The sequence below is a fragment of the Candidatus Zixiibacteriota bacterium genome (assembly GCA_029860345.1).
Taxonomy (GTDB): domain Bacteria; phylum Zixibacteria; class MSB-5A5; order GN15; family FEB-12; genus JAJRTA01.
Genome location: JAOUBJ010000009.1, coordinates 164,958 through 185,662 on the forward strand (window position 1 = coordinate 164,958; position 20,705 = coordinate 185,662).

At 54.0% G+C, this 20,705-nt stretch carries 18 protein-coding genes; all 18 read left to right on the forward strand.

Annotation, left to right across the window (positions count from 1 at the left end):
• Positions 1 to 43: 43 nt before the first annotated feature.
• Positions 44 to 2,368, forward strand: coding sequence for a DNA translocase FtsK (locus OEV49_10930; GenBank protein ID MDH3891586.1), 2,325 nt, complete (start codon positions 44 to 46; stop codon positions 2,366 to 2,368).
• 25 nt (positions 2,369 to 2,393) lie between these two features.
• Entirely contained in the window at positions 2,394 to 3,011 is a 618-nt protein-coding gene (locus OEV49_10935) for an outer membrane lipoprotein carrier protein LolA (GenBank protein MDH3891587.1), read from the forward strand.
• Position 3,012: 1 nt separating this feature from the next.
• The gene (rimO, locus tag OEV49_10940) at positions 3,013 to 4,335 is read left to right on the forward strand and encodes a 30S ribosomal protein S12 methylthiotransferase RimO (GenBank protein ID MDH3891588.1); all 1,323 of its coding nucleotides are present in this window, start codon (positions 3,013 to 3,015) and stop codon (positions 4,333 to 4,335) included.
• A 3-nt stretch (positions 4,336 to 4,338) separates the two neighbouring features.
• Complete coding sequence (locus OEV49_10945) at positions 4,339 to 4,983, forward strand: transglycosylase SLT domain-containing protein (GenBank protein MDH3891589.1); 645 nt, start codon at positions 4,339 to 4,341, stop codon at positions 4,981 to 4,983.
• Complete coding sequence (gene bamD, locus OEV49_10950) at positions 4,980 to 5,915, forward strand: outer membrane protein assembly factor BamD (GenBank protein MDH3891590.1); 936 nt, start codon at positions 4,980 to 4,982, stop codon at positions 5,913 to 5,915. The genes OEV49_10945 and bamD overlap by 4 nt, the downstream gene beginning before the upstream one ends.
• Positions 5,905 to 6,510 carry a nicotinate (nicotinamide) nucleotide adenylyltransferase gene (nadD, locus tag OEV49_10955; protein MDH3891591.1) on the forward strand — a complete coding sequence of 202 codons (606 nt, stop codon included), beginning with the start codon at positions 5,905 to 5,907 and terminating at the stop codon, positions 6,508 to 6,510. Before bamD ends, nadD begins: the two co-directional genes overlap by 11 nt.
• A complete protein-coding gene (polA, locus tag OEV49_10960; GenBank protein ID MDH3891592.1) occupies positions 6,507 to 9,230 on the forward strand; it encodes a DNA polymerase I in 2,724 nt (907 codons plus the stop codon). The genes nadD and polA overlap by 4 nt, the downstream gene beginning before the upstream one ends.
• A 144-nt stretch (positions 9,231 to 9,374) precedes the next feature.
• A complete protein-coding gene (locus tag OEV49_10965) occupies positions 9,375 to 9,704 on the forward strand; it encodes a hypothetical protein (protein ID MDH3891593.1) in 330 nt (109 codons plus the stop codon).
• 79 nt (positions 9,705 to 9,783) lie between these two features.
• Positions 9,784 to 10,386, forward strand: coding sequence for a dephospho-CoA kinase (gene coaE / locus OEV49_10970; GenBank protein MDH3891594.1), 603 nt, complete (start codon positions 9,784 to 9,786; stop codon positions 10,384 to 10,386).
• A gap of 96 nt (positions 10,387 to 10,482) precedes the next feature.
• Positions 10,483 to 12,471 carry a transketolase gene (locus OEV49_10975; GenBank protein ID MDH3891595.1) on the forward strand — a complete coding sequence of 663 codons (1,989 nt, stop codon included), beginning with the start codon at positions 10,483 to 10,485 and terminating at the stop codon, positions 12,469 to 12,471.
• Positions 12,472 to 12,488: 17 nt separating this feature from the next.
• Complete coding sequence (locus OEV49_10980; GenBank protein MDH3891596.1) at positions 12,489 to 13,658, forward strand: pyridoxal phosphate-dependent aminotransferase; 1,170 nt, start codon at positions 12,489 to 12,491, stop codon at positions 13,656 to 13,658.
• 473 nt (positions 13,659 to 14,131) lie between these two features.
• Positions 14,132 to 14,929, forward strand: coding sequence for a C40 family peptidase (locus OEV49_10985; protein ID MDH3891597.1), 798 nt, complete (start codon positions 14,132 to 14,134; stop codon positions 14,927 to 14,929).
• Positions 14,929 to 15,957 (forward strand): hypothetical protein, encoded by a 1,029-nt coding sequence (locus OEV49_10990; GenBank protein MDH3891598.1) that lies wholly within the window; start codon positions 14,929 to 14,931, stop codon positions 15,955 to 15,957. The genes OEV49_10985 and OEV49_10990 overlap by 1 nt, the downstream gene beginning before the upstream one ends.
• Positions 15,929 to 17,929 (forward strand): N-acetylmuramoyl-L-alanine amidase, encoded by a 2,001-nt coding sequence (locus tag OEV49_10995; protein ID MDH3891599.1) that lies wholly within the window; start codon positions 15,929 to 15,931, stop codon positions 17,927 to 17,929. Before OEV49_10990 ends, OEV49_10995 begins: the two co-directional genes overlap by 29 nt.
• Positions 17,919 to 18,164: a hypothetical protein gene (locus OEV49_11000; GenBank protein MDH3891600.1), complete on the forward strand. Its 246-nt coding sequence runs from the start codon at positions 17,919 to 17,921 to the stop codon at positions 18,162 to 18,164. Before OEV49_10995 ends, OEV49_11000 begins: the two co-directional genes overlap by 11 nt.
• Before the next feature lie 111 nt (positions 18,165 to 18,275).
• Positions 18,276 to 19,625: a hypothetical protein gene (locus tag OEV49_11005; protein MDH3891601.1), complete on the forward strand. Its 1,350-nt coding sequence runs from the start codon at positions 18,276 to 18,278 to the stop codon at positions 19,623 to 19,625.
• A gap of 58 nt (positions 19,626 to 19,683) precedes the next feature.
• Entirely contained in the window at positions 19,684 to 20,283 is a 600-nt protein-coding gene (locus tag OEV49_11010; protein ID MDH3891602.1) for an archaeosortase/exosortase family protein, read from the forward strand.
• Positions 20,252 to 20,705: hypothetical protein (locus OEV49_11015; protein ID MDH3891603.1), on the forward strand; the 454-nt coding region annotated here is incomplete at its 3' end. The genes OEV49_11010 and OEV49_11015, both read left to right, overlap by 32 nt.

Sequence of the window (20,705 nt, forward strand, 5' to 3'; positions counted from 1 at the left end):
TTATTGCCCGAAATCGCCGCACTGACGACCTTGCACAACGACTATGGCACGAAGAAAAAAGAAAAAATCGACTGACCGCAGGAAGACAGCGCTGGGTGTCTTGTTGCTGCTTTTGGCCGCCCTACTGACCATTTCACTGGTAACGCACGAGCGTTTGGACGATCTTCGTATCACCGGCCAAGTTGATCGGCATCTCAGCCCCTTTGAGCTTGAGTTCCGCAATCAGGGCGGCATGATGGGGGCGTATTTGGCTTATATCACCACTACGCTGGTCGGTTGGCTCGCCTTTTTCCTGCCCCTGGGCCTGGTTTTCTTGTCGCTACGCTTGCTGACCACCAGAATAGCCGAACGATATGAGCTAAACAGCTTTTTACTATTCGTGATCTCACTGCTGGGCTCGATGATCTACAATATCCATCTGGTGATCGAACGCAGCCTGATGATACCTGACGACACGATTGGTGGCTATATGGCCGAGAGGCTCACCCAACTATTTGTGCGACTGGTTGGTCCCATGGGATCGTATGTGATGTTAGGTGGGTTCGGACTGATTTTGTTGGTCCTCTACACTTCAATCACTCCTTTACTTGCTGTCCATTTATCTTTGCCGGGTAGTACGTTACTCAAGCGCGTGTACGGTGCAATCAGAGGTCCGGTAGCAACGGTGTTGAGCTTTGGATGGTTGACGAAGCTTCTGCCGCACGGAGCAGATCAGCCCGACGAGTACGATAAACCTGAAGCTCACCATGAAGAGAGTCGGTCCCGCGATGCTGTACATGTTGATCATGAGCAATCGTCCGATCAACTGCCGGTTGAGTCACCCGTCGAGGCAAACGAGAAACCGGCCAAAGCCAGCCGAGGAACCGGCGCCACCAAGCCACCCGAACAAGTTCAGCTGAAATCGGTCGAGTACAACTATCCCTCCGTTGACTTGCTGAATGTGAACCCGCAGACATCGGCTGCAGTCAACGACGATGAACTTCAGATGACGGCGCGAATGCTCAAAGACACCCTTGAGACGTTTGGTGTCGGGATCGAGGGCACAATCGAACGTTTCCCCGGGCCGGTCATCACGCGCTACGAATTCAAGCCGGCCGCCGGCGTCAAGGTCAACCAAATCGTGAATCTGTCCGACGATCTGGCCCTGGCCCTGAAAGCGCAGCGTATTCGAATCATTGCACCCATTCCGGGCAAGGCGGCCGTTGGTGTGGAGATTCCCAATCGTTCACCCCAGATGGTGTACTTGCGAGAGGTTCTTGCCTCGCCTAACTTCAGCGATGCCGACAACATTCTGCCCGTCGCTCTGGGCAAAAGCACTTCCGGTAAACCGTATGTGGCTGATCTGACCAAGATGCCGCACCTATTGATCGCCGGTGCGACCGGAGCGGGAAAGTCGGTCTGTATGAATGTTCTGATAACGTCCTTGCTCTATCGGTTGCATCCACATCAGGTTCGCTTTGTCCTGATCGATCCTAAGATGTTGGAACTGTCGGTTTATTCAGGCATCCCCCACCTTGGTCGACCGGTGGTGACAAAGCCGAAGCGGGCTGAGAAAGTACTGACCGACGCCGTAACCGAGATGGAGAAACGGTATCGAAAGCTGGCCGAAGCCTCGGTGCGAAACATTCAGGAGTTCAATAGAAAGCAAAAGGATGAGGAACAACGACTGCCGTATATCGTCATTTTTGTCGACGAGCTGGCCGACATGATGATGTCTGCCACCTCATCCAAAACCGAACTGCTGATCACTCGACTGGCCCAGATGTCGCGGGCGGTCGGAATCCATTTGATTCTGGCCACCCAGCGACCGTCGGTCGATGTCATCACCGGATTGATTAAGGCCAATTTCCCGGCCCGGATCGCCTTTCAGGTATCATCCAAAGTCGACTCCCGGACAATCATCGACGCCAACGGCGCCGAGAAACTGCTGGGTCGGGGTGACATGCTGTTTTTGCAGACAGGCCAGCCGGAACCCATTCGTATCCACGGCGCCTATCTGTCAAGTGAAGAATCCGACGCCATTGTCAAGTTTATCAAGGACCAGGGGCTTGAGACTTTCACCCTGGAGAGCATGTCGCAAGCGTCCGGTGAGCCGACCCAGGCCGAGGTCGATTTCGGCGATCCGCTCTTTCGCGAGGCTTGCGAAGTGGTCGTGCGGCACAAACAGGGATCGGTCTCGCTGCTTCAGCGCCGACTCGGTATCGGCTACCAGCGGGCGGCCAGGTTGATCGACAAGCTGGAGCAGGGTGGCATCGTTTCGCCTTTCGATGGCAGCAAGGCGCGCGATGTACTTGTCGACAAGGCTTTTCTGGACGCCCTCTTCGCCCGTGCCGAACCCAGCTCAACTATAGGTTCAGGACAGAACTGAGCCAGGGGCGGGACGTATAACAACCATGAAGACTCTACGACTGCTTTGGCCTGCCTTGGGCTTCGTTGCTATAGGACATGCAGCGACTTCGGAGGCCGATCGGTTCGAAGCCGTCAAAACCCGCTTGGCCTCGGCCGAGTGTGTGCGTCTGGACTTCGTCAACGTCATTCACTCGGATATTTTTGATGTTGTCGACTCGACCTTTGGGTCTGCCTGTCTGGCTTCGGACGGGCGCTATAGAGTCAGGCTGGGAGATGATACTTACCTGTACGACGGAACTGATCTTCATAGCTACTCCAGAGAGAACAACCAGGTAGTTATCGAGGCGGTCAACGCCGACTCCGAGGCCTTCAGTGAAGTCAGGTTTTTGACTCACCTGGAAGAGTTTTTTGAGACCCAACCACAATCATCGGCGAATTCCTATCGATTGCTGCGGCGTAGGGACTCGGTGGGAGACCTGCCAGATTCCATGACAGTGATAATCCATTCGGAAAAACTACAGATAGATCGGCTGGAGTTTTTTGATATAAATGATGAGTTCAACACTATCGAGTTACTTCATCAACAGCTTGATTCCGTTTGTACCGAAGTCGATTTCATTCCCAACTTCCCGGACTCGGTCGAGACTGTGAAAATGCCCTGAGATGAAGGTTTACATTCACAAGCTTGGTTGCCCCAAAAACGACGTAGATGCCGACTATATCGCGGCCAGGCTAAACCGCGACGGTCATACGTTGACTTCGAATCCCGAAGAGGCTGAGACGATTGTAGTCAACACCTGCTGTTTCATCCTGCCCGCTCGGGAGGAGTCGATTGAAGAAGTGCTCTCGCTCTCCACGCTGAAACAGAACGGCTGTTTGAAACGTCTGTACCTGGCCGGGTGTATGGCCCAACACCACGGGGACGAGATGCTCACCGGGATGCCTGAGATTGACGGCGCTTTCGGCCTGGGCGAGTTGGATGCCATATCGGAGGCGGTCGGCAGTGCCACCAAACTGAATCACACCATAAAGACCGAATCACGCCATCTCAGCTATTTGGCCGGTGGTGAACGCATGGTCACCGACCAGTTTCCGTATGCATATCTAAAGATTTCCGATGGCTGCAATCGTGGTTGTACTTACTGCGTTATCCCGCAGATTAGGGGTTCATTCCGGAGCCGCAGTACGGATGATCTGGTGGCTGAGGCCGACCAGCTGGCCTTGCAAGGCAAGCGTGAATTGATTCTTGTTTCGCAGGAAGCTACTCTGTACGGGGCCGACCTGAAACCGCCTCAGGACCTGATCGGTCTCCTGCGCAAACTGGAGGCTATTGAAGACGTCCGTTGGATCAGGCCCATGTACTTGCATCCGGCCCAGGTTTCAGGCGAGTTGATCAAGTACATGACATCAGAGAACAAGACGCTTGAGTATTTCGATCTGCCGCTGCAACACATAAACAGCGAGCTCCTTAAGGCCATGCGACGTCAAACCGATCGCGGGCAAATCGAACGGCTGCTGGACACTATCCGGTCGGCCTCCAACCATGCGGTGATACGCGCTACTTTCATTGTCGGATTCCCTGGTGAGACCGAAGCGCAGTTTGACGAATTACTGACATGGATCGATCACCAGTGCCTCGACCGAGTAGCTGGATTTGTTTACTCGCCTGAGGAAGGCTCCGGGGCTGCCTCGCTGGCCGACCAAGTTGCTGAAGAGGAGAAAAATAGGCGGCTGGATGAGCTAATGACTCTCCAGCAGGGAATTGCCTTTGCGAAAAATACTGCTTTGATCGGAGGTGTCAAAGAGGTTATCATAGATGCCGTCATTGACGGCGGTCCGGCCGAGGCGCGCACTAGAGGCGATTGCCCCGAAGTGGACCAGAAGATATTTGTCACCGGCGCCGAACTGGCCATCGGCGATATCCGCAAGGTGCTGGTGGAGACAGCCGACGGCTACGATCTGTGTGGAACCGTGATTGAGGACTGAGACATGATTCAGGTTGAAAAAGTCGGAATCTTTCTGTCGAAATGGGTCAGTTTTCTTGCTGTTCTAATCTACCTGATCCAGTCCGGCCTGTTGATCTTTCTTATCAAGGATAAGTTCGATCTGGAGCGACAGTTGGCCTTCCAACAAAAGAGAATCTCAGAGCTGGAAGAACGTTTGCAGATTTTTAAGGCCATCGAGGATTTCCAGATCGGATTCGACAAAGAGGAGGTTGGCCGCCTCACCGATGTCGTGATTTCAGAGAGCGAACGTTATCACTACGATCCGATGTTTGTCCTGGCCATCATTCTAACCGAGTCATCCTTTCGCAGGGGACAGGTGTCGTCTGTGGGGGCGCGCGGTTTGATGCAGATGATTCCCTTTGTCGGCGCCGATGTGGCCAAACGTTCAGGTGTCAACTACGATGGTATGCATTCACTGTTCGAGCCGGAGACCAATATCAAACTTGGCACGCTGCACCTGTTCGAGCAGATTCTGAAGTTCGGTGACGTGGAGCAGGGGATCACGGCATACAACGTGGGGGAGACGCGGCTGCGCGGTTTGATTCGGCAGAACCATGAAATGCCGAAGCGGTATCTGAAGAAGGTAATGGAAAAATACAAAATGCTCAAGGAGACTTACGCGGTTTGAAACCACGCACAACACTTGCCATACTACTTGCCTTGCTTTCCATCGCAACTATAATCGGCCCCGGTTGCGGCGGACCTCGTCCGTTGTCGAAAATGACAGCCCGCGAATTGTTTGAAGAGGGTAGCAAGAAATTCCAGAAGAGAAAATACCTTCGCGCCATTGAGATATTTCAGGCCTGTGTCTACAATTTCCCGGGAGACGAAATTGTCGACTCGGCCCAGTATTACCTTGCCCTTTCCTATTTCGAGAACGATGAGCACGAGGTGGCGCAAGTGGAGTTCAACCGTCTGGTTCTGAACTACCCCTCCAGCGTCTATCTTGAGCAATCGGTTTTCATGCGGGCGGCTTGTTTTTTTGAGGCCACCCCACGACATCATGGCCTCGACCAGTCCGAATTGGAGACGGCCATCCGACAGTTTGAGGATTTCATTATAGATTTCCCGGAGTCTGAGTCGGTGAACGATGCCAGAGCGTATCTGCTGGTGGCACGCTCGCGACTGGCTCGGAAATACTACGATGCCGGTATTGTCTACAGCCGAATTGCAGCCTATCAGGCAGCTCAGATTTACTTTCAGAAAGTGATCGACGATTTCACCGACACCGAATACGCTCCCCTGGCTACGTATGAGTTCGCAGTCATGGATCTCAAACAGGATAAATTCACCGAGGCTCAATCCGGGTTCAAAGATTTTCAAACGGTGTTTGCCGATCATGAGAAAGCGGAACGCGCCCACCAGCATGAAATCGAGGCGGCCTTCAAACCCGGCCAGGCCGCTTTCAAGAAAGGTGAATTCACCACCGCCCGAGAGAAGTTGGAAGCGTTCAAAGTTGCCTACCCCAATCACAAACTGACCGGGAAAGCCGACAAGTATCTCCGAAAGATCGCAGAGCGCATGGCGGCCGGCCCCAAGGTCGACGGTGATGAGTCCTGACGACGGCGGACGCTGGGGAATACTGGGCGGGACCTTTGATCCCGTACACAACGGACATCTCAATCTGGCCGAGCAAGTCGCCCGCAACCGGGCGCTCAACGGCGTATTATTAATACCGTCATATCGTCACCCTTTTAAGGATGACTGCTGCGCAACATTCGAGCACAGGATCAAAATGCTACAACTGGCGACGGTGGGACATGCTGGTCTCATGGTGAGTGATATGGAAAAAGAGATGGACCTTTCGGGCTTTACTGTGGATAGTATCCAAGCCATCAAGCTAAGATACCCCCAAGCCGACTGGTCGTTCATCATCGGCGAGGACAACGTTGCCGACTTGCAACACTGGCGAAGCCCCGATCTGATTCTGAGCCAGGTCCGCATACTGGTTGGTGAGCGACCACCCCATGTTGCCTGCGATCTTATCGGACAGTTTCCGTCTGACCGGATCGAGATGGTCTCGATCAACATGGTGGATGTCTCCTCAACCGATATTCGCGCCCGTTTGGCCGCCGACGCATCGGATAAATCACTTGTCACGTTGATGCCGGGGGCGGTGATCGAGCACATTGTCGAACATGGACTGTACCAATGAAAGGGTCCAAAGGCTCAGTCTACCTCATCGATGGCTCGGCGGTTTTTTATCGAGCCTACTTTGCCTTCATCCGCAATCCTCTGATAAACTCCAAAGGTGAAGACACTTCGGCCACCTACGGATTTGTCAACTCTATATTGAAACTGATCAGGGATGAAGACCCCGACTACCTGGCTATTGTTTTCGACACTGCCGAACCGACCTTCCGACATCGCATGTATGACGATTACAAGTCAACCCGCGCCAAGATGCCCGACGAACTGGCCGAACAGATCCCGCGCATTCGACAGGCGGTCGAGGCGCTCAATATCCCATCGTTCGAACTGGCCGGGTATGAGGCCGACGACTTGATCGGAACCTTTGCCCACAAAGCAGCCAAGGCCGGGCACGACGTATGGTGTGTAACCGGAGACAAGGATTATTTTCAACTTGTCGACGAACGCATCCGAATCTACTACCCTCGCAAGGCATCGGAGCCGCCGGACAGGCTTGGTCGCGAGGAAGTGAAGGCGAAGTTCGGAGTGTACCCGGAAATGGTCATCGACAAACTGGCTCTAATGGGTGATTCTTCCGACAACGTCCCCGGTGTCCCCGGCATCGGTCCCAAGACGGCCGACAAACTGCTTGAACAATTCGGTTCGCTCGATGCCGCTCTCAAAGGTCACGCCGAAATCAAAGCCAAGGGGGTGCGAGAGAAAATCGCCGCCGGCACCGAGTCTGCCTTGCTCTCTCGCAAGCTGGTTACCATTGACACCGATGTTCCGGTGGAGTTTGAACTCAGCCGTATCAAGCGGGCGCCGGTCAATCATGACGCAGCCAGAGAGCTATTTCTCGAAATGGAATTCACCGGCCTGTTGAAACAGATAATGCCGAACGGTATGGCCGAGGAAACTCCCGACGCACCCGGTCCGAAGGTGAGCATCGACTATCAGACCATTAAGTCTGTCTCTGAGCTTGAGGCTCTCGTGGAGGACCTGTCGGGTCAGAAAGAGGTCGCGGTAGATACCGAAACGACCTCGCTTAATGCCCTGGAGGCCGAACTGGTGGGTGTGTCGCTTTGTGCCAGGGCGGGCACAGCATACTACGTACCCCTGGGGCATACGGCCGATGCTGAGCACAATCTGCCGTTCGATGAGGGATTGGCTATTCTGAAAAAGCTGCTTGAGAACCCCAAGGTCCAAAAATTCGGCCAAAACCTCAAGTACGATATCGAAGTTTTGAATCGTTATGACGTCTCAGTCGATCCGGTTTCGTTCGACAGTATGTTGGCATCGTATCTGTTGAATCCGTCTGGACGCGAGCATTCGCTGAACTTTCTGGCCCTGAAGCACTGTGACCACAACATGCAACCGATCAGTGAACTGATCGGTAGCGGGAAAAAACAAACCACCTTTGACACCGTTCCGGTCGATCAAGCTGCCTACTATGCCGCCGAGGATGCCGACTATACTTACCGCCTGCGCGGTATTCTGGCGCCGGAACTGGACGGCCTGCAGATGCACCACCTGTACTACAATCTGGAAGTCCCCTTGATAAACGTGCTGGTGGCCATCGAGGAAGCGGGGATTAGAGTCGATGCCGACTTCCTGAGTGGGTTGTCGATCGATATGGAGCAGAAACTGGAAACAGTACGCTCAGAGATTTACAAAGACGCCGGAGGCGAGTTCAACATCAACTCGACTCAGCAACTCTCGCACATCCTGTTCGATAAACTCGGCCTTCCCACCAAAGGTAAGACGGCCAAGAAGACTGGCTACTCGACCGATCAACGGGTGTTGGAAGAACTGGCGCTTTTGCATGAATTCCCGAAACTGGTTCTGGACTTTCGCCAGATAACCAAACTCAAAAGCACCTATGTCGACGCCATCCCCAAACTGATTAGCCCGACCACCGGACGTGTCCACACTTCGTTCAATCAGGCCGTCACTGCCACCGGGCGACTTTCTTCGACCGACCCCAACTTGCAAAACATCCCGGTGCGAACGGAAGAAGGTCGGCAGATACGTAAGGCCTTTATCCCCCGTGACGGCGACCACGTCCTGCTGGTGGCCGATTACTCGCAGGTAGAACTACGCATTCTGGCTCATTACACGAATGACCAGGGTCTGATCGCCGCTTTCGAGGCAGCCGAGGACATTCATGCCCGCACCGCCGCCGAGGTGTACGGTGTCGATATCGACAATGTCACATCCGAACAACGACGCGCGGCCAAGACCGCCAACTTCGCGGTCATCTACGGAGTCTCGGCCTTCGGCCTGGCCCAACAGACAGAACTCGATTTGAGCGGCGCCAAGGAATTCATCGACACCTATTTTGAACGCTATCCCGGTATCCAAAAATACATGGAGACGACCAAACAGTCGGCCCGTGACTCAGGCTATGTTACTACATTGCTCAACCGGCGGCGCTACCTGCCGGAGATTAATAGCAAGAACTTCAACGTCCGACAGTTCGCCGAACGTACTGCGATCAACACACCCATCCAGGGAACGGCGGCCGACATGATCAAGACGGCGATGTTGAATATCCATCGCAAAATGTCAGGCATGCGTTCGCGGATGGTTTTGCAGGTGCACGACGAGTTGGTGTTCGACGCGCACAAGGATGAGCTTGATGATCTGAAATCACTTGTACAAATCGGTATGGAGAAGGCAATCAAGTTGTCGGTACCGGTGGTAGTCGACATGGGCGTGGGGGAGACCTGGCTGGACGCCAAGTAGGGCAGCGATCCCTGCGATCCTGGACCTAGCCTCCAAAGTATCTTCATCGACCTATAAGTCCTCAATAAACCCTGTTTTTCACCGAATAGAGTAGTAGGAGGCGACAAGACGCAGAAGACGGAGGTTCTAATACTGTCCGAAAAGTTGGTCAATTGCTGGGAAGCCAAGGGATGTGGTCGCGGACCCGGCGGCGAGAAATCCGCTGAACTTGGTGTCTGCCCCGCAGCATCTGATAGCGCGTGCAACGGTATCAACCGTGGTGAGGCCGGCGGTCGTATCTGTTGGGCGGTAGCCGGCACGCTCTGCGGTGGCAAGGTGCAGGGGTTATTTGCAGAAAAAATCGACTCGTGTATAAACTGCGACGTATTTAAGCAAATCGCCAGCGAAGAAGGAGAAGACTTCCAGATGTTTCCCGGGGATGATCCCGACGTGACAACCGCTGATGACCGCACCTGTGAGTTCGAAAAAACCTGATCCTGTCTTAAACTTCTGAACCAAAAAAACGGGGCGGCGAATTCTTGCCTTTGTGTGGTCCGAAGCGTTAATTGCATTCATGTACATCGGACTGACAGGTCTTATCGGCTCAGGCAAATCTACGGCGGCTCAGATACTGGCTTCGCACGGCGCAGCCGTAATTGACGCCGACCATGTCGCCCGTGAAGTCATCGATCTTTACCCTGAGTTGCTTGCCAAACTGGTGGCATGTTTCGGCGAAGACATACTCACACCGACCGGAAAACTCAGGCGCAAGAAACTGGCTATGCTCGCCTTTGCAGGTGAAAGAGCAAGACAAGAACTCAATAGCATAATGCATCCATACATAGGCCGAGAAATCAGACGGAGAATGACTCGGTTGAGCATTGGGCACCAAGTCGTCGTAATCGATGCCGCCCTCTTGCTGGGCAGCAGTATCGAGGACGACATGGACCAGATACTCGTAATCCATGCCTCACAATCGGTGCGACTTGGACGACTACTCAAGCGCGGCCTGGCACGCGAGGATGCCCTCATGCGCATGAGCCGACAGCTTCCCTTTAGCGCCTTCAAACAGTGCGCAGACCGCCTGATTGTAAATCAGGACAGTCTGGGTTCTCTTGAGAAGAAGGTGGCCAATTACTTCAAAACTATTACGTCCGAGCGACCCGGAAATGGTTGACATATCACTATAAACACATAGATTTGGCATCAGTAGAAAGTTACAGGTTTCACAAACCGTGAGGTTTTTGGTATGACGATAGCGGATTCAAAAACAATGACAAAAATCGGCGAATACACCAACGAACAGTTGCGCGAAAGAGCCAACTACATGCGCGGGCTGAACCTTGTCGGCTTGTGCTCGGCCAAGTCGGGACATTCCGGCGGAACGCTCGGCGTCATGGATATTGCCTGCGCGCTTTATCTGAAAATTGCACGACACAACCCACAGGATCCCGAGTGGGAAGACCGTGATCGCGTCATCTGGTCGGCCGGTCACAAAGCTCCGGCCTTGTACACGGCTTTGGCTGTGTCCGGATACTTTCCCGAGCGGGACATGATGACCTTACGAATGCTCGGCTCCGGTTTGCAGGGTCATCCGCATCGCAAGGACTTAGCCGGCGTGGAGATATCTTCAGGTTCCCTGGGTCAGGGGTTCTCGGTTGCGGTTGGGATCGCGCTGGCGGCCAAGTTGGACAAAAAGGACTACCGCACCTTCGTGATCTCATCCGATGGTGAACATCAGGAGGGATCGATGTGGGAAGCGGCCATGTCGGCTGCCCACTATCAACTGGACAACCTGGTTCTGCTTTTGGATCGGAATCATTTGCAGATCGACGGCCGCACCGAAGACGTGATGAAGATCGATCCGGTCGGTGACAAATACCGCGCCTTCGGTTGGCATGTGTACGAGATCGACGGACACAACATGGACGACATTGTTAAACACCTCGACCTGGCTCGCAATCATAACGACAGCGGCAAGCCTGTGGTAGTGATCTGCAATACGATCAAGGGCAAGGGCGTGTCCTTTATGGAAGATGTCGCCGGATGGCATGGTAAGCCGCCGAACCGGGAAGAGTTGGACAAGAGTCTGATTGAACTGGGTCTGACTGAGACTTTCAATGCCGATGAATGGCTGAGCTATGGCCAGGAATTCGAAACCAAGGTTGAAAAACGGTTGGCCGACCAACTGCCGAAGTTCTCCGCCGACTTTTGGTGGAATAAAACGGATAGCATGCAAGTTGCCATGGACCCGACACGCAAAGGGTTTGGACGCGCCCTGGAAAAGTATGGCGATGATGACCGAGTAGTCTGTATCGGCGCCGATATTTCCGGATCGATCACGATTTCCATGTTCAACGACAAACATCCCGAACGAAACGACCGCTTTCTGTCCATGGGCGTGGCCGAGCAGAACTGCACAACCGTTGCCGCGGGTCTGGCCAAAGAAGGCAAGTTGCCGGTGTTCGGTACCTACGGTGTGTTTTCATCGGCTCGCAACCTGGATCAGGTGCGCGTGTCGATTTGCTACGGTGACTACAACGTCATGATAGTCGGCGCTCACGGCGGTATCTCGGTCGGTCCGGACGGTGCTACCCACCAGGAATTGGAGTCGCTCTTTCAGATGACTGGCCTTCCGAACATGAACGTTGCCGTGCCGTGTGATGCCGTCGAAACGTTCAAAATGACCAAAGCGTTGTTGTTCGATATTGTCGGCCCCAAGTATCTCCGGTTCGCTCGTGAGGCCACGCCGATTATCACCACCGAGGACACGCCGTTCAAGTTCGGTGAGGCCAATGTTTTCAGATTCAGGAAAGAGGCTGAGAACATGGTGGATGCGTTCGATTGCTGTCTGGCCTCCGACTATAAGAACGAAAACGAGAATTTGACTATCATCTCGTGCGGTCCTGAAACTCCGGAAGCACTGCGTGCGGCCTGGATTCTCAAAAAGGATTTTGGGATTGAAACGCGCGTGATAAATATGCATACGGTTAAGCCTCTTGATAAGAAGGCCATCATCCGCGCCGTGTTCGAAACCAAAGCGGTATTGACCGCCGAGGAACATCAGGCCGGCGGCTTGGGCAACCTGGTGGCCGCGGTGATCTGTCGCGACTGCCCGGACGAGACGAAAAGTGTGCCTTTCGCAATGGTGGGCGTACAGGATCGTTTCGGAGAGTCGGGCAAATCCTGGCAACTCATCAAGGAGTTCGGCCTGGCCGCCGAACATATTGCCGACAAAGCGAAGCAAATACTGGGACTATAATAATAGAAGGTAATGTCATGCAGTTTGCCGATAGACTGAGTCGTTTGGGCACCGAAAGCGCCTTCGAAGTACTGGCCAGAGCCAGACAACTGGAGGCCGAGGGAAAATCCGTCATTCATCTGGAAATCGGAGAGCCGGATTTCGACACACCCAAGAACATTTGTGAGGCCGGTAAGAAAGCCATCGATGCCGGGATGACGCACTATTGTCCTTCAGCCGGCCTACCCGAAGCCCGCAAAGCTGTGGCCGAGTATTTCTCCAGGACGCGAGGAGCCGACGTGGCCATGGAAAACGTGGTGGTCATGCCCGGCGCCAAACCGTTGATTTTCAACGTGATCTTTGCGTTAATTAATGCAGGAGATGAAGTCATCTACCCGAATCCGGGCTACCCTATCTATGAATCGGTGATCGATTATTGCGGCGGCAAGCCGGTACCGATGCATCTGAAAGAAGAGGTTGGCTTCAGGTTTTCTGTCGATGACCTCAGGGCGTTGGTGACGCCCAAAACCAAAGCGATCGTTATCAATTCACCTCAAAACCCGACCGGCGGCGTGCTGACTGCCACCGATCTGGAAGCAATCTACGCCCTGGCCGAAGAACATGACCTGTGGATAATGACCGACGAAATCTACTCGCGGATAATCTACGAAAAAGAATTCCAGTCCATTTGCAGCGTCCCGGGCGCTCTGAAACGGACGGTAGCTATCGACGGCATGTCCAAGACTTACTCGATGACCGGCTGGCGTCTGGGGTACGGCATCATGCCGACTTCGCTCGTTGAGGTGCAGACAAAACTGGCCATCAACAATTTCTCATGCACGGCGCCCTTCGCCCAGCATGCCATGATCGAGGCGTTGACCGGCCCGCAGGACGACGTGGACACGATGGTGGCCGAGTTCCAAAAGCGGCGCGATGTATTCGTTGAAGGATTGAACGCGATTGACGGTGTTACCTGCACCAATCCATACGGTGCTTTCTACGTATTCCCGAACGTCTCGGCCACCGGGTTCAAGTCAAAAGATTTGGCTACACGACTTCTGGACGAAGCGGGTATTGCCGGACTATCCGGCACGGCATTCGGTTCTTTCGGTGAGGGATACCTGCGTTTCTCCTACGCCAACTCGGTGACGAACATCAAGGAAGCGCTGGCTCGGTTCAGTAAATTCCTGGTGGGCGCGACGGTATAAAGCAAACGCCGAGGATGGACCCCCGCCTTCGCGGGGGTGACAGAGATAAGTGCGGGGGTGACAAAACGAGCATGGCCGGGTAACTGCCCGGCCTTTTTTTGTATGAGCACGTATCGGGTTGGGCTGGGTCCTTTCCCGCTTAGAGCGGGATGAGACCCTGCGCCAGTCTACTGTGCGCCAAGTGTGAGCACGTATAGCGGGTCCGTCTTCGCCGTAGGTCCGCCGAAGGAGGGAACCCGCCTCTTGACCGTAGGTCAGGACCCCTTGTGGTCCTGACATCCCGCGCCACGCGGGATTCTCTTGGAACTGACACTCGGGTGACGTACACCATACACAGAAGAGAAGATGGATTCCGGGTCAAAGCCCGGAATGACAGATGATGGGCGGAAAGCGCAATGAGTGATTTATCACCCAGCCTTTCTTGAAACATAGTTTTAATTGAAAAACGACCGGGCTGCTCCTAATATAAGGGCATGAAGTATGCAGTGGTGACCACCAACTTGCTTGACCTGCGCACACATCCGGACCACGGAGCCGAGCGGGCCAGCCAGCTCTTTTTGGGACAGCCTTTGATGGTCACTAGTGTTCGCAGAGGTTTCGCCCGCGTAAAGCAGCCGGACGGTTACTCAGGCTGGGTTGACCAGAGGTTTTTATCGAAAGCCGAACGAACGATTTTTGATCAATGGCCGTCGATGGTCAACGCCGTGGTGTCCAGCGCCAAAGGTGCGCCGTGTTTTGACTCAAGCGGTAAACCCACGCCGCCGCACATTTTGCTCTATGGCACCCTGGTGAAGACAGCCTGCTCCCGTAGGGGCACACAAAGGCTTGCTCTTGCGGGAGAAGGGAATCTCTTTGTTAAGAGATCGCATTTCAGGTCGATTAGTCGAACAACGGCGGGAAAACTATCCGGGCGGCGGCTATTGAATGAAGCGCGCAGATTTCTCGGCGTGCCGTATTTGTGGGGTGGTGTTAGTCCTCTGGGCTTTGACTGTTCCGGATTCGTCCAGACTCTTTTGGCCGGTTTCGGAATTTGCATACCCAGAGACACGCGCCAACAGATCGGAGTAGGTCAAAAAGTGGAACGAGATCGTATAAAGACCGGAGACCTGATGTTTTTCGACCGGCATGTCGGCTTGGCTATCGGCGCAGAGAAGATAATACATGCTTCGCGCGGCGGTGGCGGTGTCAGGATAAACAGCTTGAACCGAAACGACCATGACTACCGCGCTGATCTGGATCGCGATTTTCGAACGGCAAGGAGATTGTTGTAATGGAACTATCAACTTTCAAAGTCAGCATCCCACTCAAGAAAAAGTTCACTGTGGCCGGGGGAGATGCTTCCATAAAAACCAACTTGTTGATAGTTCTCAACAATCGTTATCCCGGCGAGGCCGCGCCTTCCGTGCAGTACGGACCGAGCGTGGATGATCTGCTGGTCGACATTGAAAAAGGCCTTGAGGTATTGCGCAATCTCGACACTATCGATACCGACACTCTGGCATTGGTGGATGGCTTACAGATCGATCCTACAGCCAGAGCTGCGCTCACCGGTATGGTGCTGAATTATATCTCCGGTGAAACACGTCGATATCCCTGGGAGGTGATGTCGCTCAGCACACCGGTCGGGATCAAAAGTTCGTTCACCGTAGCCATTGCCGAAACAAACGAAATGATTCGGGATATCAAGAAGTCTGCTTACCCGATCGTGAAAGTCAAGATGGGGCATGAGCAGGACGTCATGCTTCTGGACGCGCTGAGTCAAATCAAAGACAAGGAGATTCGTGTCGACGCCAATGGTGGATGGTCCTGTGCCAAGGCGGAAGAGATGATCCACCACCTGGGGGAGTGTGGTGTGACGGTGATCGAGCAACCGACCAGCATCGACTTCGTCAAGGAATGGCCGCATCTTAAAGGTAAGCAAGAGCAGGTCGAACTGATAATCGATGAAGGCCTGGGGTCCGGTGAGGACTACGATCAATGTCGGGAGTTCGTCGACGGTGTTAACCTGAAAATGGAAAAGTGCGGAGGCATTCTCAAGGCCATGGAACTGGCCCGCCGGGCGCGCGAAGACGGGAAAAAGATCATGCTCGGTTGTATGGTTGAATCGTCGGTCGGTATTGCCCAGTCGGTTTACATGTCGTCATTGGCCGATTACTTCGACCTGGACGGACCCTTGCTTCTTGAGGATGACATCGCACGTGGAATCAGTTTTGACATGGAGTCAATTCGAGTCGACCGGGAGATAATCGGCGGCCCGAAGCTGAAACGGGATGTGGTCGAGAAGTATATCAGTAGATAGAGGCTACGTGCTGAGCCGGTTGCTTGGAGCCATCCTGCCGCTTCTCATTTGTTGCGTTGTATCCTCGGCGTCGGCTGAGGATCGAATCGTGGTCGTATATCCCAAACCCGACCAAACCATCTCGGCCGTCGACTCGACTTTCATTCTGGGTCACATCCCACCCAAGCGTGGTGACTGGGTTTACCGTTTGGAAATCAATCAGCAACCGGTCGAGGTTCATCCAGACGGAGGGTTTCTTGCCTACCTGCCTATCGAGCCGGGCGAGTTTACTTTTGAGCTTGATGCCTTTCTTGTTGGCCTGAAACCTGAGTATCAGAAGCGGATCAAAACTCCCTACACCCAGCCGCAGCCTGCCTATTCGACACGTCTCACCAAAAGTCTGACCGTTTTCGTTCCCGAACCACAACCGGCCCTCAATCCGGACTCGCTGGTGATCGTTGGTGATTATGCGCCACCGCGCGGTGATCTGGTTTTGGCCGCCGGGGATCGATTGGTGGCGGGCTTTAGGGGAACACCCGGTTGTCGAGCCTGGTTTTCGGTGGCCGGTGTCGTTGATTCTGTCCCCATGGCCGAAACCCGTCCGCGGCCGCAGCCATACTGGGGTGAGGCGGTTTTTGGCGCCGGCGCGGTGCCGGAGTCGCTTATGGTGCGGGGAGTATACTCGGGTTTCTACGAGCTACCGGACTCCGCCGTCGCCGACACTGTGCGCATCGGCTACCATCTGGCGCCGCCTTCGGAAGAAGTTTTGTTTGCTCGCGCTCTCCTTAACCCGGAACAACCAACAGTGTTGCAGTTCCATCGCTACCTGAGATGGCTTCGGGCCGGTCCCATTCATGACAGCAGTGGCTACGCGGTCACTGTCAACCATCCCCGCTATCCCTTCACGGTGCGCTTTACGGACTCGGTGCAAATTGTCCGGCATGGTCCCAGGAAGGGATACCTGTCGATCTTTCAACCTTCAGGCGTCGAAGCTCTGGTCGTCGGCGCCGAGGGCGACTGGTACCGGACCAAGTTGTCGCAGACTCAGTTTGGGTGGGTCGCCCGCGAGTCGGTGGAAGCTCTCTCCAAAGGTATCCTGCCGACCCATTCATACTTGTCGTCAATCCGCACTCACGCCGCCGCCGACCATGTATTGGTAGAGTTTCCACTCAAGGGCGTGCATCCCTTTCGCATCGTGGAGCACGACCGACGAACACTTATCATTCAGTTGTTCGGCGTCACCAGCGATACCGATTGGATTCGCTACGACTTTTCAGATCAACTGATCGATCTGGCCACCTGGTCTCAACCGGAGCCGGAATTGTACCAACTGAAACTGGACCTCACTCAGGACTTATGGGGCTATGACGGTTACTATCAGGGCAACACTTTTTATTGCCGCATAAATCGTGCCCCCGACGATGTTCACCGGCTGCGGGGGAAGACGGTCGTGGTCGATCCCGGACATTCAGGCGATCCGGGAGCCATTGGACCGACCGGATACACCGAAGCGAAGGCCAATCTCAAAATCTCCCTGGCTCTCAAAAAGGAACTCCGACGCAAGGGGGCCAAGGTGGTCATGACGCGCCAGGACGACCGTCACGTTGCGCTGTATGATCGCCCCTCCATCGCCAAGGCGAACGACGCCGATTTGTTCGTGTCGATCCACAACAACGCTCTTCCGGACGGTGTCAATCCATTCGTTAACAACGGCAGTTCTACCTATTACTATCATCCGCACTCGATAGACCTGGCACGCGCGATCCAGAAGGAACTTCTGAGTGAGACGAAACTGAACGACTATGGACTATACCACGGCAATCTTGCCGTCAATCGCCCCACCCAGTATCCGGCGGTGTTGATCGAGTGTGCTTTCATGATTCTGCCGGAGCAGGAAGCGGCGCTCAAGGATGATAAGTACTGCAAGAAAGTCGCCAAGGGAATTGTCAAAGGAATCGAACGTTTCCTGAAGGAGTACTCCCGTGGGAAATAATAAATCGACAACGCAGAGCGAACCGTATTGGCTGGTCTACATCGCGTTGGTACTGGCCGGCTTCATCTTGCTTTCCGACGCCTACCATTTTGCTCATCTGTCAAAATGGACGGCGCGTATCGGAATTGCGCTGATCTATTCGGCCATAGCCATGTTTGTCGGCAATGGTCGATGGCCGGGACACCTGGCTGTTGTCATCGTTTGGTTGGCCGTGATTATCGCGTATGTTTTCTGACCGACAGCATAACATCGATCAACAGCCCTGGTTGTTGCCGATTGATCTTGACAATCTGGTCGATGATGATTACTCTTGGGATAGATCGACATCCTAAGCCGGGAGGATCGCATGATCATCAAGTGTCTATTCACCGTCCTCTTTTTCCTGATATTGGTTCCTGTTGTTGCGGCCCAGGTGTATGTTACCACCGAGTGGGACGGCTTTCGTTGCGGTGGAATCTATCCTTTTGGCGCCGATATTACATGTTCTCTCAAGATATCAAACCCCGATACCCTGCCCGTGGATTCGATGGTGATGGTGTTCACTCACAGCCAGCCCCAGCTGGGTACCATCAGACACACTGGCACAACGTATCTGAACAACTTTGAAAACTCCTGGGCCGCTCACGGTGTAGAAGTGGTCGAGGAAGACTCACTTTTGCGGTTCACCGTTCTGGCATTCGTCTGGGGGGAATCTGGCAGCGGACTTCCGAGTTCGAGCGATACGGTTGCGTATATCGTTTTCTCCTTCGAATACTCGGTGGGTGGGATGGATGAAGGCGGCCCGGTCTGTTTTGATTCATCGTCCACGCCGGAGTTTCAGTGGTTCTTGGGCGGGACACAGACGGCGGACTGGTCGGGTCAAGCTTGTTACGAAACTCACGGTTGGCTTCCCAATTGCTGTTTGGTTGAATTATGGGGGTGCTCGTCGGTATCCAGCTGGTCATGGAGTGAGCCGATGGGTCATTGGTTTTCGGCAGAGACTACGTTTGGAATTCCCAGATACGAACTGTTGGATGGCCCCGGGGAGATCAACTGGTATAGCGGCCTGTGGACTTACACGCCCACCGAAGGCGACGCCGGTTTGCAGGACACGCTGGTCATACGGGCGGTCGAGGATTGGTGCGGTGATGGATCACTCATTCGATATGGTGACGATCAGTCCATCTGTTCTCTCACTGTGTCCGTCGGCACCCATGGTCCTCCGCAGTTTCCGAGCGGCAAGCCACACTTCATCCACAGTACCGGAGATTCGTTGGCCGTTACACTCGATCTTGAGGACGGCAACCCGTGCAACGGGTGCCTCTGGTCCTATTGGATATCGGAGCAAGACCCCATTCCGCCGGGACTCTTTGACTCTACAACCGGTACTTTCTATTACACCGGTACGTCCGCCGACACCAATACTTATTACGTGGTTGTCAACCTGGATCAGAATGGCCACACCGACGTATCCGGCTTCTTCATTCATCACTATGACTCATATACCTGCGGCGATATGAACCATCGTAGCCCAATCGATATCGGTGATCTCGTATGGTTGGTAGACTTCATGTTCTCAGGTGGTCCGACTCCAATCACACAGGAGGCGGGTAACGTTGACTGTGCGCCCGGTGTGGACATATCCGACCTTGTGTATTTCGTAGACTGGATGTTTCAGGGTGGACCCGCGCCTTGTGCCTCGTGCCCTAAAAACTAAACCGAGAAATTTCGAATTTCCTGTTGCCACCCGCTTGCTGATGGCTTAGTCTGTTTACATGGCTGACAAGCGTAAAAACCGAGGGAACTCCGGTCGGCGGGGTCAGGACGAAAAGCCTGTTTCCAGGACGAACGCCTGGCAACGCCTTTCGCCGGTGGCCCGGTTCATCATCCTGTTCCTGCTCAGCCTGATTGTTTTCGGTACGATCTATGCGCACCTGACGGCCAGCTACCATGACTCCCTTGTGCCTATGATGCGGGCCACCGCGAACATCGTGGGTTTCGTGCTATCCGTTTTCTCAAGCAGCGTATCCTACGAAGGCGCCCACTGTGTCCTGAACGGCTTTGCCGTTGAGATAATCGATGAGTGTACGGGCTTGCTGGAGATGGTCATATTTCTGGCCGCGGTTCTTTCGTTCGGTACTACCGGTGGCAAGAAGGCGATGGGGTTGTTGATCGGTATACCGGCCATCTATTTGTTCAATGTCCTGCGTATCATTGTACTGGTAGTGGTGGGTGCATACTGGCCGGGTGCGTTCAACTTTATGCACATCTATTTTTGGCAAGTGACATTGATACTGATGATCGGCTCGGTGTGGGTCGGATGGTTGTATTTGGTGGTGTATCGTGAAAAGAAACCTGTGGCTGTTCCTTCTTAAACTGGCCGTCACCACGCTGACGTTGGGTTATTTCTGGACAACAGGTTGGAAGATGGCCTATCCCACCTGGATTGATCCGATTGCACAACTGTTTTTCAGAATGTTCGGGGTGACCCAATGGCCGCTGACACTGACGGCCGATCACCACGCAAGTTTGATTCCATTCATAGGATTGCTGGTGGCCACGCCCGGCTTGATCACTCGATGGAAACGTGCGCTTGTTGCCCTGGTCGGTGGTGTTGCCGCAATCGTGCTAATGCATATCGTGATGTCGATAGCTATCTTTCATATCGTGGATGCTTTCGAGATGTCGCAGAACGCCTACCGTTTGCTTTTGCCGATTTATCTTGTCAACGATGCCATGCCGTTGATCTTGTGGCTGGCCTTTTTCCCGAGCGTATTATCCGAACTGTTCGGCTTTA